Origin of the sequence: Cedecea neteri, assembly GCF_000758305.1 — a bacterium.
Lineage (GTDB): Bacteria > Pseudomonadota > Gammaproteobacteria > Enterobacterales > Enterobacteriaceae > Cedecea > Cedecea neteri_C.
In genome coordinates this window covers 2,324,007-2,339,492 of record NZ_CP009458.1, presented here as the reverse complement: position 1 = coordinate 2,339,492, position 15,486 = coordinate 2,324,007, and the positions used below count along the sequence as shown (strand labels likewise).

Annotated in this window: 17 protein-coding genes and 2 pseudogenes; 4 read left to right on the top strand and 15 right to left on the bottom strand. The window is 53.4% G+C overall.

All coding sequences use genetic code 11. The features are described 5' to 3' along the window. Positions 1 to 12: 12 nt before the first annotated feature. From flgD to flgB, 3 genes are read right to left on the bottom strand one after another with little or no spacing between them, the layout of a single operon-like run. Positions 13 to 693 (bottom strand): flagellar hook assembly protein FlgD, encoded by a 681-nt coding sequence (gene flgD / locus LH23_RS10890; protein ID WP_039291041.1) that lies wholly within the window; start codon positions 691 to 693, stop codon positions 13 to 15. Further along, complete coding sequence (gene flgC, locus LH23_RS10885) at positions 690 to 1,115, bottom strand: flagellar basal body rod protein FlgC (RefSeq protein WP_039291039.1); 426 nt, start codon at positions 1,113 to 1,115, stop codon at positions 690 to 692. Before flgC ends, flgD begins: the two co-directional genes overlap by 4 nt. A 21-nt stretch (positions 1,116 to 1,136) precedes the next feature. Beyond that, the gene (gene flgB / locus LH23_RS10880) at positions 1,137 to 1,487 is read right to left on the bottom strand and encodes a flagellar biosynthesis protein FlgB (protein ID WP_038474859.1); all 351 of its coding nucleotides are present in this window, start codon (positions 1,485 to 1,487) and stop codon (positions 1,137 to 1,139) included. A gap of 87 nt (positions 1,488 to 1,574) precedes the next feature. On the opposite strand from flgB, the gene flgA reads away from it, so the two are divergent. From flgA to LH23_RS10860, 4 genes are all read left to right on the top strand, one after another. Next, positions 1,575 to 2,090, top strand: coding sequence for a flagellar basal body P-ring formation chaperone FlgA (gene flgA, locus LH23_RS10875; RefSeq protein WP_052050189.1), 516 nt, complete (start codon positions 1,575 to 1,577; stop codon positions 2,088 to 2,090). Between the two features lie 138 nt (positions 2,091 to 2,228). Beyond that, positions 2,229 to 2,501 (top strand): flagellar biosynthesis anti-sigma factor FlgM, encoded by a 273-nt coding sequence (gene flgM / locus LH23_RS10870; RefSeq protein WP_039291036.1) that lies wholly within the window; start codon positions 2,229 to 2,231, stop codon positions 2,499 to 2,501. A 3-nt stretch (positions 2,502 to 2,504) separates the two neighbouring features. Next, entirely contained in the window at positions 2,505 to 2,942 is a 438-nt protein-coding gene (flgN, locus tag LH23_RS10865; RefSeq protein WP_039291034.1) for a flagellar protein FlgN, read from the top strand. A 202-nt stretch (positions 2,943 to 3,144) separates the two neighbouring features. Then, on the top strand, positions 3,145 to 4,566 hold the full coding sequence (locus LH23_RS10860; RefSeq protein WP_039291033.1) for a hypothetical protein: 1,422 nt from the start codon (positions 3,145 to 3,147) through the stop codon (positions 4,564 to 4,566). 97 nt (positions 4,567 to 4,663) lie between these two features. Here LH23_RS10860 and LH23_RS10855 read toward each other — a convergent pair whose 3' ends face one another. The 12 genes and pseudogenes from LH23_RS10855 to LH23_RS10805 all read right to left on the bottom strand — a co-directional run. Further along, positions 4,664 to 5,308 (bottom strand): glycosyltransferase family 32 protein, encoded by a 645-nt coding sequence (locus tag LH23_RS10855; protein ID WP_039291031.1) that lies wholly within the window; start codon positions 5,306 to 5,308, stop codon positions 4,664 to 4,666. Further along, complete coding sequence (locus tag LH23_RS10850) at positions 5,308 to 5,967, bottom strand: hypothetical protein (RefSeq protein ID WP_052050185.1); 660 nt, start codon at positions 5,965 to 5,967, stop codon at positions 5,308 to 5,310. The genes LH23_RS10855 and LH23_RS10850 overlap by 1 nt, the downstream gene beginning before the upstream one ends. Positions 5,968 to 6,004: 37 nt before the next feature. Further along, positions 6,005 to 6,961: a hypothetical protein gene (locus LH23_RS10845; protein WP_039291029.1), complete on the bottom strand. Its 957-nt coding sequence runs from the start codon at positions 6,959 to 6,961 to the stop codon at positions 6,005 to 6,007. Between the two features lie 35 nt (positions 6,962 to 6,996). Continuing rightward, positions 6,997 to 8,409 carry a glycosyltransferase family 2 protein gene (locus tag LH23_RS10840; RefSeq protein ID WP_039291027.1) on the bottom strand — a complete coding sequence of 471 codons (1,413 nt, stop codon included), beginning with the start codon at positions 8,407 to 8,409 and terminating at the stop codon, positions 6,997 to 6,999. Between the two features lie 10 nt (positions 8,410 to 8,419). Next, a complete protein-coding gene (gene fliJ, locus LH23_RS10835; RefSeq protein ID WP_039291024.1) occupies positions 8,420 to 8,857 on the bottom strand; it encodes a flagellar export protein FliJ in 438 nt (145 codons plus the stop codon). Positions 8,858 to 8,863: 6 nt separating this feature from the next. Continuing rightward, on the bottom strand, positions 8,864 to 10,219 hold the full coding sequence (gene fliI / locus LH23_RS10830) for a flagellar protein export ATPase FliI (RefSeq protein WP_156108027.1): 1,356 nt from the start codon (positions 10,217 to 10,219) through the stop codon (positions 8,864 to 8,866). After that, the gene (gene fliH, locus LH23_RS10825) at positions 10,176 to 10,922 is read right to left on the bottom strand and encodes a flagellar assembly protein FliH (protein ID WP_052050464.1); all 747 of its coding nucleotides are present in this window, start codon (positions 10,920 to 10,922) and stop codon (positions 10,176 to 10,178) included. Before fliH ends, fliI begins: the two co-directional genes overlap by 44 nt. A 2-nt stretch (positions 10,923 to 10,924) precedes the next feature. Further along, a complete protein-coding gene (locus LH23_RS10820; protein WP_039291020.1) occupies positions 10,925 to 11,959 on the bottom strand; it encodes a flagellar motor switch protein FliG in 1,035 nt (344 codons plus the stop codon). Beyond that, positions 11,928 to 13,604, bottom strand: coding sequence for a flagellar basal-body MS-ring/collar protein FliF (gene fliF / locus LH23_RS10815; RefSeq protein ID WP_039296575.1), 1,677 nt, complete (start codon positions 13,602 to 13,604; stop codon positions 11,928 to 11,930). Before fliF ends, LH23_RS10820 begins: the two co-directional genes overlap by 32 nt. 10 nt (positions 13,605 to 13,614) lie before the next feature. Next, positions 13,615 to 13,977 carry a flagellar hook-basal body complex protein FliE gene (gene fliE / locus LH23_RS10810; RefSeq protein WP_039291019.1) on the bottom strand — a complete coding sequence of 121 codons (363 nt, stop codon included), beginning with the start codon at positions 13,975 to 13,977 and terminating at the stop codon, positions 13,615 to 13,617. A gap of 19 nt (positions 13,978 to 13,996) precedes the next feature. After that, positions 13,997 to 14,170: pseudogene (locus tag LH23_RS24435) on the bottom strand (helix-turn-helix domain-containing protein); the annotation flags it as partial. Between the two features lie 137 nt (positions 14,171 to 14,307). Further along, positions 14,308 to 15,040: pseudogene (locus tag LH23_RS10805) on the bottom strand (sigma-54 interaction domain-containing protein); the annotation flags it as partial. Between the last annotated feature and the right edge of the window lie 446 nt (positions 15,041 to 15,486).

The window sequence follows — 15,486 nt, the reverse complement described above, 5'->3', positions numbered from 1 at the left end:
ACTGTCCCTGACTCATGCCTTACCGGCAGGGGCAGATTGTCCAAATTGACTGATATAGTTGTAAGCAATTTCACCCAGGCCCGAGATGTTGAGCATGGTCGCGCTGCCGTCCAGCGGGATGCGCACATTGTTAATGATGCCGCCAAGCTCAATCGGCACGGTTTCTTCCCCGGTATCGGTCACCACGCTGAGCGTGTATTTCCCTTCTGCCAGCCCCATCTCCTCAGGATCGATAGCAAAATCAACCTGCCCGGCCTCCTGCTTGCCCAACTCGATTTTGTGTTCAGTTCCGCCGGAATCCTTAACGATCACAGTCACGACGCCAGCGGCGTGTTCCAGCGTCAGCCGGCCATCCACGGTCGTCGTCCCGTCGGAAGTAAAACTATTGCTCTGTACCATCACCTTCTGCCCTACCAGGTTTCCGGTACTCAGCGTTTGCAGGTTGTCCATCAGCACGGCATTGTTGGCCATTAGCTGAGACATGGTTTCCATCGACTGCACCTGCGTCAGTTGCGCCAGCTGGCCGACATATTCGGTGCCGTCCGTCGGATTGAGCGGATCCTGATTCTGGATTTGCGCGACAAGTAGTTGCATAAACAGGCCGTTCATGCCCGCAGCACTGCCATTATTTGCCACGCTACCGTTGCCGTTGGCGCTAACGTTACTGGTGTCGTTATTCACGTTCATGTTCACACTTCTCCAAGGCGCAGCAGGCTCTGCTGCATACTTTTCACGCTGTTCAACACGTCCACGCTGGTTTCAAAACTGCGTGAGGCCGACATCATGTCCGCCATCTCTTCAACCACGTTAACGTCCGGGTAGTACACGTAGCCGCGGTCATCCGCCATCGGGTGGTTAGGCTCATAGCGCTGTACCGCGCTGCCGGTTTCAACCACGTCCATCACCTGCACTCTTGCCCCGGTCAACGCCCGGTTCCCCATCAGCTCATCATTTTGATAAACCGAGGCGAATACCGGGCGGCGTGCCTTGTAGACGCCGTTTTCTGTGGCCGACGGCGCGTCAGCGTTCGCCATGTTGCTGGCGATGGTGTTCAGGCGAACGGTTTGCGCCGTCATCGCCGAGCCTGAAACACGGTAGATATTGTTAAATGCCATTTACGTGGTTACCTGAGTCCGTTATTTCCCTTCGATAGCCTTTTTCAGGCCAACAAACTTCATGTTCAGAAATGCCAGGCTTGCCTGGTAGTCCTGCACATTTTTTGAAAACTCAGCCTGCTCCACGTCTAAGGCGACGGTGTTGCCATCGGAAGAAGGCTGATACGGCACGCGATATTTTTCCTGCGGCGAAGGGTCAGTTGAAAAACTCCACGCTGAACGTTGCATCTCCGCGGCAAAATCAATATCTTTAGCCTGGAAGTTTGGGGTGTCGACGTTAGCCAGGTTGGCGGATAGCAGCTCTGCTCGGGAAAGTCGAAGTGCTACTGCCTGCGGATGAACACCCAATGCTTTGTCAAAAGAAATACTCACAGCCCACATCCTCGTGATGGAAAAACAACGGCGAAAAATCGCGAATACGTCCTTGTATAGCAATTACCGTGCCAGAGTTATAACATCATGAATATCAAGACCTTTACCAAATTAATTAGCCATAAAGGGAAACCCCATTTCCTCTTCTCTTTCCGCCTTGTTGCCGCGTTGGGTTGGCTGATATTGCCCACAACGCTTCTCGCCGCGGAACAAAACGTCGTCACCGCCAAAAACGCACTTGAGCGCGGGCATGTGCTAACCCAGGCAGATCTTCAGCTGAAAACACTTCAGGCTTCTGCTGCCCGCGCGGGTTATCTGACCGACCCTAAAGACGCCATCGGCATGACGCTGAAGCGACGTCTACGCGCCGACCAACCGGTCACCCGCGCGCACCTTGATTCTCCGGTGTTGATTGAACGCGGCCAGCGCGTACTGATGGTTGCTCTGCAGGACGGTATTGAAGCGAGAACCGTCGGCGAAGCGATGAAAAAGGGGCGTAAAGGCGAAATGATTAAAGTGAAAAACGAAAGCAGTCAGCGGGTGGTCAGCGCCGTGGTCGCCGACGCGGGCGTGGTGCGTATGCTCAACGTCACTACAAAATAATTTTAATTTTGCGATTAAAGTTTCGCTGTTGCCGGGCCGCCTTACACCGATAAGGGAATGGGAAAGAGGCTTTCCTCCCGATGGAATCACCCTGCAACTCAATAAGAAACAGAACCACCGAGCAACCGGAGAACAGCGATGAAAGTGAATACAACCCAGTTCAGCTCTGCCGTAACGGCGCTTAGCACCCACACCGCGGCGCAGACTCGCCCGCAGGCTGAAGAAAGTGCAGGCAGCGAAAAAACTCACCCGGTAGACCCGGTTCTGGGTGAGGCGCAGAAGAACATGGCCGCGATGCCTGACGTTGATATGGCACGTGTTGAAGCGATGAAAGAGGCCATCAGTGCAGGAAAAATCAGCCTGAATATGGATGAGCTGACCGACGCGATGCAGAAATATTATCAGAGGTAAGTGATGAGCAAATCAGCCCAGGGCGTGAAGCAATTAATTGCAGATATGATTGATGACCGCAAATACTACACCGAGCTTAACGCCCTGCTGGAGCAGCAACGTCAGCTTATTGTTGGCCGTCGGTCGGCCGAGCTGGATGAGCTGAACGGTAAACTCATCCAGATTTATGAGCGCCTCGCCGTTAACAGCCAGCAGCGTTACGCCACGCTAGCCGGTTTGGGCATTCCTGCCGGCCCACAGGGAATTCAATCCCTGTTTGCGAACCTTCCGGCCGCTCACCAGGACAAGGTCAATGCGCTTTGGTCAGACCTGGAAAGCCAGGCCAGCCGCTGTCAAACGACCAATGAAGGAAATGGATTATTGCTGGGAATGCAGCAAGAGATTCTGGAAAACCTGGTCAACAGCAGCGAGCCGGAAAACTGGTTTTATCAGCAGGTATAACGCAAATTATTTATTTCCTGTGACATTGCTAATGTCCTGAATATTATTATTTTTCCGTTCATTAGCAATCTCCATTAATTTAATAAATGTGGAAATATAATGATATCCTTAGTAATAAAGAAAACAACAACCGCCCTGGCAAACCATACTCAAAAGTCAAAATAGATAAACCCAACAAAAAATGAAAAAAACAGAATACCTGATGGAATTTATTAACAAGATAAATTCCGATAACCATCACGACATTGAGCATTTCATTTTTCAAAACCCTGCAGTTATCCGTAGCGATAAAAACACCGCAACATTAATAAAGAGAATCAATAGCAAACTATCAACCAATGAAGCCGCTGATATCGCCTCCACTGACTTCAGTCAGCTTAAAAGTATATTATTCAACTTCCCATTAATCATCGTTTTCATTGGCACTAAAGATAACTATGATGATTTCAAGAAAAACCGGGAGTTTCCGGACACCATAGATCTATTTCACGTTAAACCTGAGCAACTGGTGGTTTTAACTGCGCTGCTTGATGACCTGGCAACCTCAGAGGTTATTTTTATTTATGACAGGTATTCATTATCCGTCATAGCAGATATTGCTGACGCTTTTCCTTCATCTCTGTTCAACACACTCACTGAGGTTAACAATCTTCTTGATGTGCAGATTGCGCAGATGACAACCCGTTCACTGCATCACAGTGCCCTCAACAGATCCCTGGCGCATTATTTGACCTCCCCGGACATCAGTAAAATCGCTATTGGCTCATCATACCCGTGGGCTGCATTCCCGGAGAAGTTATTAACTAATACAGCGAATTTATCAATGCACTGCGCGGACCTGACTTTTTCAGCGTCGGTAATAAAAGGGCTACATCCGATAAAAAATATCGATGAAATCGTATTACTCTTAAGTCCTTATGATTTATATTACGAATTATCTCAGTCCAGGAATAACGAAATATTAACGACGTTCAACGCACTTAAAAATTTTTGTGCAGAACATCATTTCGAATATGAAACCAATAATAGCGCCGCCTATGACTTCATTTTCCATTATGGTGAACAGTTAAAAAACAACTTCCCGCTATTTTTCCTCGACACATTACTTTACACAGACGCTGCCAGAATGGATGTACTGTCGAAATTACAGACTATAAATAGCGACATAAAAAACAAAAACGATCATTCTTTCGCACACCAGCAAAACTACATGGCTAATGACGATGAAAGAAAGTATTCAAGAGCAAGTCTCGATCCCCACGCTCAGGAAAACTCGTGTACTGAGCGAGCACGAAAACACGCGAGGCATTATCGCTATAAGGCCTCCTTTACAAAGAACAAAGAGAACATCAAAGCGTTAATCTCTTTCACGGAAAATCACGGCATTAAACTCAACGTTATTATGTCACCGTTCCCGGCCCGGTATCTCGATAACATTGAACACAACATGATCGTAGAAAGCCGCGATTTCTTCACATCGCTGCACAACAATGGCTTCCGGTACATTGATTTACTTGAGGATAGCGATTTTTCAGCCGCAGATTTTTACGACGGAGATCACCTTAATTTTTCAGGCGCGGAAAAACTGTATTCAAAACTGAAGCAATTGGATTTGTTTTTATAAAAATGGTGAGCTGACCCGGCCGTATTACCGGTAAATCGGCTCACCAGGCATGGCAAATGTCGCGGCCTGGTGAGGCTATAGAGGATTAGCCCTGGGGTTAAACATGAAAGTTCACAAGCCGATCATTCATCCCTTTGGTGGTGCCCCAGATTTGATTTGAAAAAACATGACCATGCCCCAGGTAGCGCTGTCCGGTAAAATGCTCGGGGATAAAGTAATGGCTCGGCCAATAGGTGATATTCGCGTACGCCAGCCTGCTGAGGGTGTCGGAGAGATATTTAGGGCCGGTGACAATCCACGGTAAATCATCAAGCACCGTTGTTTTTTTGGCCAGCCCCATCACCAGCTCAGCCATCAGTGCCGATTGCGGCTCAGCGGCGAGATACCCATTGGCCACAAGCCCTGGGCGGACTCTTTCGTTTTCCATACTGGCACACACCTGGCTGTCAAACAGCCAGTCCTCCAGCGGGCGAGTACAAACGCTGTCGGCATCTACCGCAAAGCCACCATGATTAAACAAAATTTCATACCGCATAATATCGGCGGCACCGCACCAGCGCCTGGCCGATACCATGGCATTAATATGGGTTCGGTTAATCCACCTTGTCTTTCTCAGCTCCGTATTTCCCCACACAACAACTCGCCAGGCCGGGTTCAGCTTCCTCCAGGTATCAATCATTTTGCGGGGTGTTTTAGACTCATCGCCTATCCATACGATATGGATAATTTTGGGTATCTTCATTAGACAAGGTCCTCTATATCTTTATAAAAAGAGGCTGTATGTGTTGCGGTATTATTTTTGATGTTTGACTTGCCGGCCACGGGCGCGCCAGCAACGGGGTAAATGCCAAGCCAGCTGTCACGCTGCATTAAAGGAAGCCAGGCCTCCCCCAGGGCACACATACCATCGCTGGCGCCCTGAAGTAAACGTTTCACAGCGCCCTCAAAGCATTCAAGCAGGGGGATTTGGTAATTACCGTGTACCACATAAGCACACGGGCAATATGCTTCCACGAGTTTGAGGACTTTATCGGTTGCTTTTAAGGCAATCGTTTTTTGGTAGTTTGCACCCAGCAATGCCGCATCCCAGCTCACCGCCGCAAGCACATGGAGGAAATAGCGCAGGCGGTTTTCTGCCTCAGCGCCCTGGCTAAACACCATATCATCTTCAAGAACGAGGATATTGCCCCAGCCATTAGCGATGGCCATTTCCAGCACGTCCCGATGAGACTGTGCCCGGCCAATTGGCCCAAGTAAATGACGCCTGGCCTCAAACCGGACAATCTTGTCGCCGGGAACGCTGAGCGCGCTCAGTTCACGTTCTATACTTTTCCGGCGATCGCTACGCTCTTTCAGGTTGATATAGATGATTTTGTCCAATAAATCCCAGTCAATGGCCACACCAGCGTTCCTCTGTTCAAAGAGTATTACGAGTAAATCAACGTTGCGCCTGAAGCAAAGACAGCCCACAAAGCAGGCTGTAATCCGCACTGTGCGCTTCGTCAACAATCGTCGGGTTAGCTTGACGCCAGCTATACCATGCGCTGAATAATACAATCAGCCGATCTTCTGCGAGGTTGTTCGCCTCCCCCATCGCCATCACGCTTAGCATTTTCAACTGGAAAAAATCCTGCGCCAGCGAGAGAAAAGCCGCGCCGTAGTTTTCACATCTAATGCCTGGGAATACATCATGGTAAAGACGGTAAATCAGCACGTTGCGTAGGATATGTGGGTGCCCTGCAAATAAAACGCTCTCTTGCAGGCGGGCTTGCAGCTCATGCAGACGTTCGCTAAGACGGCCGTCGGGCATAATGCCCAGTTCGCTCAGCTTCAGCATCACGCTCATTTTTTCCGCCATCGGCAGATTGAGGTTTAGCCGCATGGCCCCCATCGCTTTAAGCGCGGCAAGGCCGTTTTCTTCAATGGCCGGCAACAGGGCTAATTGCTCTTCCAGTACGCCGTTTTCGGCCAGTTGAGCGAGCTGCTCGCCCATCGACATCAACAGCGTTGGATCGCAGTTATCATCATTCAGATACTGCTGCGCTTTGCTTAGCAGCACGCCGATAGCGTACAGACTCACTTCCAGAGAAAGCGACGGATGCACCGCCAGATTAATGCACTGCTGGTTGAGCATTTGGTCCCATGGCGTCAGCTCAACGGCCTCCTGTACTTCACCCTGAGAGATCTGCAGCACAAATGCCTGAGGATTCAACAATAGCTCGCGGGCCACGCTTTCACAGCCGGGATCCAGGCTTTCTCGTACTTGAGTCGTGAGTTTAACGCTGGCCTGTGGCCAGCCCTCAGTGGCTCTGCTACAGGCAGGGCATGAACAAGATTCGCTCATCGCGGCATGACGGGTGACAAATTCAGGTTGATAACGTTCGATGATATCCATTTCTCTCTCCGGGAAGGCCGCAGCCTCCTCTTTGTTTAGCTGGGTTTACGGAAAAACCAGTGGGTGCAGTCGACCCGTTGACCGCTCTCGCCGTCCACCGTTTGCTGGATAAAGGCAAAGCTCGGGTAGAAACCAAGCCAGCAACTTTGTGCAAATAGCGGCAGCCAGGCCTCATCGCGGTTTTTTGCTGCGGTGATGGCTTCGCGGTAGGCCGTAATCAAAGTGGGGTAAAAACAGGCATTAACGGCATAGGCGCAACCATTTTCAGAAGCCTGCACGCGCGCCACGCCGGGCAGCGATTTCAACAACCTAAGTTCCGCGTATTTACCGCCAAGCATCAGCGCCTGCCAGTCGATATGTTCCAGTTTGGTCAGCAGGGCGTTCACCTGCCGTACCGAGTTCTCTTTTTTGACAAAATGCACCGCCGCATCCAGCAGCACGACGTTACGCCAGCCCTCACGTTGAGCCTGCTCCAGCAGCGCACAGTGGGTTTTCAGTTCAGCAAGTGCCGGATCCTCGCCCTGGTGAAGCGCCACCGGCAGCAGCTGGCTGGCTGAAAAACCGAAGTCAATAAGCCCCTGGCATTGCGCTTCCAGCTCTGCTTCCCGCTGCGCAGGGTAGATGACCGCAACTTTGTCGAATACCGACCATTGCACCTGCTGATTAAGCGGCGCTCGACTCAGGCGTCGGTAATGCGCCAGCAGGTTTTCATCCTTCACCACATCCTCCAGGCGCAGATCCACCGGCGTGCTGCTGCCCATAATGAAGTCTTTGTCGTAGGTGTTGCTGCTGTGAGAGATACAGACAATGGATTTCTCAGGTGCGATTTGCAGCACCGGCGTAGTGAAGTTATTGAGAAATGCCTGTTCTTCCGCCAGCGTCTCTTCGTCCTTATAGCGATTCTTCTTCAGCAGGTTGCGATGCAGTCCAAAGGTGCCATTGAGCGCATGCCGTGGGCCAAACGAATGGGTGAGGTACATTTTGTTGAGGTGGCTGTACCAGACGTAAATCTGGTCGCTGCCGGAAAACAGCGCATTACGGCCCTGCATCTCCGCCACCTGGTGCGAGATTTTTTCTGGCGGATAATAATCGTCATCGTCAAAGCTGATGATGTATTCCCCGGTTGCCAGTTCGTTGAGCATATTCCGTTTTTTACCCAGCGGCAGGCGCTCAGGACTGTGCATGTAGCGGACGTTGTGCTGTGCCGGGTCGATCATCATGTCGATCAGATCCTGATTACTCTGCTCTGAGTCATCAAGGATGATCAGCTCCCGCTTGTCCGCTGGGTAGTCCTGATACTGGTAGATGTAGAGCAGGTACGGGAGAAACTCGCGCCGGTTCCAGGTTGGGCAAACGACGCTGACGAACGGCGTTTTGGTCGGGGCAGACGCACGCTGGCGTTTTAACAGGTTATCCAGCAGGGTGCTGCGGTTTGCGGTAGGTTTCATGGGTGAACTCTTAACGATGAGCAAGCCGCTGGCGAAGCCAGCACTGAGCGGAAATGGCATCCGTCGCCTTACGTTCGCGCCGCTCTTGTTCTGCGTGGCGTTCGCTGCGCTTCGCGTCGAGTACCACCTCAAGGCCTTTTTCACGCTTCGCCTCCTGCAGCAAAGCCCCCTGCAATTGACGGGCCTCCAGCTCGGCCAGCGCGTGCTCCTGCTTCTGCCAGTCAATCACCCGCTGAAGGGTGCGCTTATAGCCGGAGTGATTGACCATCTGCAGCGCCGAGTTACCGCTCTCCGGACTTATACCGGCGGCGAGCGATGTCAGCGTAGTGATGTTTTTTTCATAGCGCTGGCACAGCTGCTGCTGCGCATTCAGTCGCGCACCGGTCTCTTTAACCGCCCGGTTGCGCAGCATATGCAGCTGCTCGAGCGTGGCAATCAGTTTGCTCATGGTCCGTTATCCCGCCTGCGACAGCAGGCATAAGTCACTGATGGTATTGGCAAGCGGCGCGGGTTCATGCACCTCCTGCTGAAGAAATTGCGTAATCGCTGGCGCCAGTTTTACTGCCCTGTCAGCCTGCGGATCGGCCCCGGCAACGTAGCCGCCCAGCGGCAACAGCGGCTTGATGCTTTGGTATTCGGCATACAGCTGTTTCAGCGTCCTGGCCGCCAGCTGGTGCGAACGCTCCGTCACCTGGCTCATACAGCGACTGATAGACTGCCCCACGTCGATGGCCGGATAATGCCCGGCTTCGGCAAGGTGCCGGGAAAGAACAATGTGGCCATCAAGCACCGCCCTGGCACAGTCAACGATCGGGTCCTGCTGATCGTCGCCTTCCGCCAGGACGGTATAAATCGCGGTCATGGTTCCGCTGCCGGTGCTGTTGCCCGCGCTTTCCACAAGGCGCGGGATCATACCGAAGGCTGAAGGCGGGTAGCCTTTGGTGGCAGGGGGTTCGCCGAGGGAGAGCGCAATCTCACGCTGTGCCATCGCGTAACGCGTCAGGGAGTCCACCAGCAGCAGGACATCTTTGCCTTTGTCGCGGTAGTAGCTGGCGATGGTGTGGCAAAGTTCGGTCGCTTTAATGCGCATCAGCGGTGACTCATCAGCCGGCGCGGCAACGATCACCGATTTCGCCAGCCCTTCGGCCTGCAGCGAGTTTTCAATAAACTCTTTTACTTCGCGCCCGCGCTCGCCGATAAGCCCGACCACCACAACTTCCGCCTGGGTATAGCGGGTGATCATCCCCAGCAGCACGCTTTTCCCCACGCCGCTGCCAGCCATCAACCCGACTCGCTGGCCTTTACCAATGGTCAGCAGGCCGTTGATGGTACGCACACCGACATCGAGTGGCTGCTCCACGCCCTGGCGCGTCAACGGGTGAACCTGAGGTAAATGCAGCGGGAGCGGCGTGTCGCCAGTCAATTTGCCTTTGTCGTCCAGCGGCTCGCCCAGCCCGTTGACCACGCGGCCAAGCCAGCGGTCGCCGATCATCACGCCTTCCTGCTTATCCGCCGGGAAAACGCGCGCGCCGGCGATTAAGCCGGTCGGATGTTTAAACGGCATCAGCCAGGTCAGATCGCGGTCAAATCCCACGACCTGGGCATCAATAAGTTCGCTGTCGGCGCTTTCCACGCGGCACATCTGCCCAACCGCCAGGCGGCAGCCCACGCACTCGAGCAGGATGCCGTTCACGCGCACCAGCCTGCCCGCCACGCGAGCAAGATTGATGTTTTCAATGGAGCGCAGCGCCTGCGCTAAGTCCAGATCACTCACCGCGCGTTTCCGGCAGCAGATTTTCTTTAAGCACATCCATGCACTGTTCAAGGCGATGCTGGCAGCCGATATCCATTTCGCTGGTCTCCGTCACGACCCGGCACTCACCGGCCTCGAGATCCGGGTCGGCGCCCAGGCCCCAGTGGCGGGCTTTCTCCGGCTCAGCTTCACTGATGCGCTGATATTCATCTGCGTTAAGCAAGACGCGAATTTGCTCGGGGATCTGCGGCAGGCCGTTCAGCGCCTCCTCCACCAACGTCAGCATCTGGGTAGGATGCAGCGCCAGCTCGCAGCGAATCACCTGGCGGGTGACTTTTTCCACCAGTTGCAGAAGTTCTTCGCGGCGGCGTTGTTCATAGGCGTTGAGGTACTGGCGCAGCTCATTGGCGACGCCATCCAGCGGCTCGGCCGCAGCCAAAAACAGCTGGCGAGCGTGCAGCTTCCCCTCTTCCAGCCCTTTACGCATCCCTTCGTCGAAACCGAGGCGAGCCCCTTCCTGATACCCCTCTTCCTTCCCCTCTTCCATGCCCTGAGCAAAGCCGCGGTTCAGGCCATCCTGAAACCCCTCAACCAGTTGCTGCTGGTACGCTTCCGGGTCTAATGCCTGACCCGACTGTTCCAGGCTTGCCTGCTGCCAGCTTTTGCGCAGCGGCGGGAATTTATGCAGTCTGGGCTTAATCACGCCCTGACGACGGGCAGTCAGGCTACTCAGGGTGGCGGCTTTCGCATTTTTAAACATGGTCATTCCAACGTCTGCTCCGCAAACAGTTGCACCTGGATTTCGCCGTCTTCAGCCAGTTGGCGTACGGTACCCATGATCTCTTTGCGTACCTGCTCAATTCGGCTGACCGGCACCGGGCCAAGGCGCGATGTGGTGCTTTGCAGCAGTTGCACCTGACGCTTTGGCATCACGTTGCAGATAGCCTGACGCAGCACCGGCTCGGTGCCCTTCAGCGCCACCGCCCACTCTTCCATCGGGATCTCTTCCATCAGGCGCTGCAGCGTATTTTGGTTCTGGCGGCTCAGAATGAAGAACTCGTACATTTCGTCTTTCAGCTCGTCCACCACGTCTTCGTCACGCTCGCGCAGCTGCTCCAGCAGAAGTTGCTGGTTCTCCGGGATACGGTTGACGATATTGGCCGCGTGTTTAATGCCGGTCACTTTGGAGCCGTGCTCAGAAAGCACCGCCACACCACGATCGATCAGCCTGTCCAGCTCGTCGATGACGTCTCGGTTAACGTCATCCAGCTTGGCAATGCGATACACGATTTCGTCCTGGCGTTCCTGGGGCAGCACGCTGAGCACGCTGGCCGCGACGTCCGGCGGCAGGAAAGCAAGAAATACGGCCTGCAGCTGCAGGTGTTCTTGTTCAATCAGCGCCGCCAGCTGCGGCACGTCCACCCACTGCAGGCGGGCCATGCGGTAGCGAATCTCATCCCCATAGATGCCATTGATCACGCTACGTGCGATTTCGCCGCCGAGGGCTTTTTCCAGGATGCTGCGCAGGTAGGTGCGCGAGGCACCGTTAATCCCGCTCTGCTCCCGGTAATCCTGAAAGAAGTTGTTCATTGCCTGGCGAGCCTGCGTGACCTTCACGCCATGCAGACGCGCCATGGTTTCACTGAGCAAAATCACTTCTTCCCGACTCAGCTTCTGCATCACCTGAGCGGCGGCATCTTCGCCTACGCTCAGCAGAAGAATCGCCGCCTGCTCGATGCGGGAGCGCCCATTCCCTGCGCTACTTTTATTGCTCTTGCTTACTGTTGGTTCGCTCATTGCTGTTGATCCACTGTTTCAGTACCTCCGCCACGCGTTCGGTTTCGCTTTGGGCGAGCATCTGTAAATATTCGACTTTCGTTTCAAGGCCAGAACTCTGCGGCGGCAGGTTGTCATCGTTCTGGAATGACGATTTAGGCAGGGCTGTCGCCAGAGCGTCATCGCTGGTCATTAATTCATTTTCAAGCAATGTGCCGCTTTCCAGCGCGGGCTCATTTGCAGCTTCAGCCACGACCACTTCGCGGCGGCTGAAACGCTGCACAACCGGGCGCACGCCAAACAGCAGGGTTAGCAGCGCCAGCAGGCCTATGCCGCCAGTTTGCCCCCAATACTGCATGTGCGGATCCTGCCACCATTTCAACACCGGGAAGACCGTTGCGTCGGGTTCAGTAAAGGCCATCACGTCCAGCGTCAGCGAATCGCCACGCGCTTTGTCTATGCCCGCGGCGTCCTCGACGAGCCGCGTCAGGCCAGCCAGTTTTTCCGGCGTGATCTTCGCCAGCGCAGGCGCGGTTTGGTTCAGGGCTATAGCCACCCGCAGCTTTTCAAGCTGGTAGCCCGGATGGCGGATATGGCGGATATCTCGGTCGTAGGCGTATTTACGCTGCTCGGAATTACGGCTACTGAGGGATTGTGGATTAGCCGCCTGAGCCGGGTTGGCATTTGCGTTAGCCGGTGCATTCGCTGCCGCAGGGGGCTGGTTTGCAGGACGGTTGCTGAGCGAGCCCGGTACGCCAATTGCCAGCTCATTGGTGACGTTTTCCTGGCTGATATTTTCATCGCTGACGCGGGCGTCTTTCCCCAGGCGCTCCTGGGTCTCTTCCACGCTGCTCATGTCAACCTGAGGCGCTACGCTGATGCGGAAGTTATTGCTGCCCACCAGCGAGGTCAGTAGCCCGGCAATGTTCTTTTCCGTGTCCGCTTTCATGCGCTGTACCACGTCATTGGCCTGGCGAATCCCGGCCAGGCTGCCGCCGTTTTGCAGCCCTTCAGAAAGCAAATTGCCGGCCTGATCCACAACGCGCACGCTAGCGGCTTTCATCCCCGGCACGCTGCCGGAAACCAGTTGAACGATAGCCGCCACCTGCTGCTCATCGAGAACTTTGCCATGACGAAGCTGGACGATAACCGACGCGCTGCTTTCGGGCTTATTGCTCATCACAAAGGAACTGGCTTCGCTTAGCCCAAGGTGAACGCGCGCCAGCTCAACCGGTTCCAGCCCCATAATGCTTTTTGATAGCTCCCCTTCGAGGCTGCGTTTGTAGCGAACGTTCTGTACAAACTGGCTGCTGCCAAGCATCTCTTCTTTGTCCATCAGCTCGTAGCCTTCCGGCAGCGCCGCACTGATGCCCTTTGCCGCCAGCGCCATTCGCGCCCTGGACAGTTTATTTTCGGTCACCAGGATCTGCCCGTTGTCAGGGTTAATCCGGTAGGCGATGTTTTCTGCGCCCAGAACTTCAACCACCTGGCCGGTGGGCAGATTTTCCTGCGCGCCATACAGCGCGACATAGCCGCCGCCGCTGCGCCACAATGAGGCCACAATCGCGCCGGTGAGCAACACGCCCGCGGCACCTATTAGCCATTTTTTATGCTTTCCCTGCGGCAACGGCATGGCCGCAAGCTGAGTTTTGATTTTGTTTAACACGGTAAGGCCCTTAGAGCGCAATGTTCATCACTTCATCCAGCGCGGTGGTGAGCTTGTTGCGCACCTGCACCATCGCTGTAAACGCCACGCTGGCCTTCTGGCTTTCGATCATTGCGCCCGTTAAATCGTCACTTAATCCAGTATCGATAGCGGCCTGGCGAGCGCTGGCAGCGTGCTGCATTTGGTCAACGTTGTTGATAGCCTGGTTAAGGACATTGCCAAACGAAACGGAGGGAGGAGCGCCAGTCACCGACGGCGCGAGGATCTCGGGGGCGGCGATAGCGCCTGTACCGGCACTAGCCGCCGTCTGCTGTAGCCGCATCAGCATTTCCTGCTGCCCTACCGGTATACCTAAGCCTGAAATCTTATCCATAGTGGTTTCCTTCTCCTTTTCAGGAGTAACACCCGATATCAATGCCCTCTTCGCGCATCGAAGCCAGTCGATAACGCAGCGCCCGGGGGGTAATACCTAAAAACTGCGCCGTTTTCGATTTGTTGCCCTGATGGCGCTTCAGCAGATCGATGATGTACTGGTACTCAGCCATGCGGCCGTGCAGCTTGACGTTACGAATTGCGGCTGGCGCACCGTTTTCACCACGGTGGTGGGTTTCATGCCACGCAGGCATGATGCCAATGGCGGTGCCTGACGGCTGCATGACAGGCGTCAGGCCGAAGTCATTGGCGGTAATCTCGCTGCCGTTGCAGAGGATCAGCCCGCGCTGGATAACATTCTCCAGCTCGCGGACGTTCCCCGGCCAGTCGTAGCTCAGCAGCGCCTGGCGCGCCTCTTCAGACAGCAGAATTTTGCCCTGGTGAAAGGTGTGGTATTTGGCAATGAAGCGCTGGGCCAGCGGAATAATGTCCTGCTGACGCTCACGCAGCGGCGTGATATGAATAGGCACCACGGAAATGCGGTAGAAAAGATCCTGGCGAAAACGACCTTCAGCAATTTCAAGCTGTAGATCTTTATTTGTGGAAGCAATCAGTCGAATATCAAGGGGAATTTTTTTATGACTGCCTAAACGCTCAACTTCCTGTTCCTGCAATACCCTTAATAGCTTTGCCTGAAGCGCCAGCGGCATGTCACCAATTTCATCCAGCAATAATGTTCCGCCATTAGCCTGCTCAAATTTACCGGCCACGCTGGCAACCGCCCCGGTAAAAGCACCTTTCTCATAGCCAAATAAAATAGCTTCTAACATACTTTCAGGAATTGCTGCGCAGTTAACCCCTACATAGGGGGCATCATTGCCTGCAGCGTGCTCATGAATATATTTTGCTACGCATTCCTTCCCTGTCCCAGTTTCACCTGTCACCAGCACGGAAACATTAAACTTAGCAACCCGACGAGCAAGTGAAAATACACTTACACTGGCAGGCGCACTGGCCACGAAGCCGTTAAGGTTTCCTGTGTCATGGTCCATAAACATATTCATGATGCATCACCCACTTAGAGTAAATTCTAACTGACGAGGACAGCAAAACCGACTTGATTTGTTCTTTCATCATAAAGATAAAGAAAAAATTAAGACCAGTAAATTCAGCGTCAGTCGCCAGATTATTTAACCGCCAGCATTACAACACCACGGCTATCAATTGAGCGCCAGTATACTCAAGATGGCTAATTTGTCTCATTTTTAATGGGTATTAAAACATTAATCTTTTAAATACAAAGAGTTATAAAAGTTATTAATCACTATTAATCTCTGTTAAATAATAGATTAATAAGCTCGCTGCTATTGCAGCAGCAAACAGAAAAGAGTTTAATCACCTTCCTGAAAAAAAAGTGATGAGATGTTTTGGATTTTCATCCGTGTCGACTAATAAAGAGCGTCATCTCATAATCGAAACTTAAATATCAGGTAAAATTTTTCTTTGGCGA

What these genes read in the sequence shown, in the direction of transcription:
- flgC (WP_039291039.1), bottom strand. Translation starts at nt 1,115, where the DNA reads ATGGCATTTAACAATATCTACCGTGTTTCAGGCTCGGCGATGACGGCG.
- flgA (WP_052050189.1), top strand. Translation starts at nt 1,575, where the DNA reads ATGAATATCAAGACCTTTACCAAATTAATTAGCCATAAAGGGAAACCC.
- flgM (WP_039291036.1), top strand. Translation starts at nt 2,229, where the DNA reads ATGAAAGTGAATACAACCCAGTTCAGCTCTGCCGTAACGGCGCTTAGC.
- flgN (WP_039291034.1), top strand. Translation starts at nt 2,505, where the DNA reads ATGAGCAAATCAGCCCAGGGCGTGAAGCAATTAATTGCAGATATGATT.
- LH23_RS10860 (WP_039291033.1), top strand. Translation starts at nt 3,145, where the DNA reads ATGGAATTTATTAACAAGATAAATTCCGATAACCATCACGACATTGAG.
- LH23_RS10855 (WP_039291031.1), bottom strand. Translation starts at nt 5,308, where the DNA reads ATGAAGATACCCAAAATTATCCATATCGTATGGATAGGCGATGAGTCT.
- LH23_RS10845 (WP_039291029.1), bottom strand. Translation starts at nt 6,961, where the DNA reads ATGGATATCATCGAACGTTATCAACCTGAATTTGTCACCCGTCATGCC.
- LH23_RS10840 (WP_039291027.1), bottom strand. Translation starts at nt 8,409, where the DNA reads ATGAAACCTACCGCAAACCGCAGCACCCTGCTGGATAACCTGTTAAAA.
- fliJ (WP_039291024.1), bottom strand. Translation starts at nt 8,857, where the DNA reads ATGAGCAAACTGATTGCCACGCTCGAGCAGCTGCATATGCTGCGCAAC.
- fliI (WP_156108027.1), bottom strand. Translation starts at nt 10,219, where the DNA reads ATGTGCTTAAAGAAAATCTGCTGCCGGAAACGCGCGGTGAGTGATCTG.
- fliH (WP_052050464.1), bottom strand. Translation starts at nt 10,922, where the DNA reads ATGTTTAAAAATGCGAAAGCCGCCACCCTGAGTAGCCTGACTGCCCGT.
- LH23_RS10820 (WP_039291020.1), bottom strand. Translation starts at nt 11,959, where the DNA reads ATGAGCGAACCAACAGTAAGCAAGAGCAATAAAAGTAGCGCAGGGAAT.
- fliE (WP_039291019.1), bottom strand. Translation starts at nt 13,977, where the DNA reads ATGGATAAGATTTCAGGCTTAGGTATACCGGTAGGGCAGCAGGAAATG.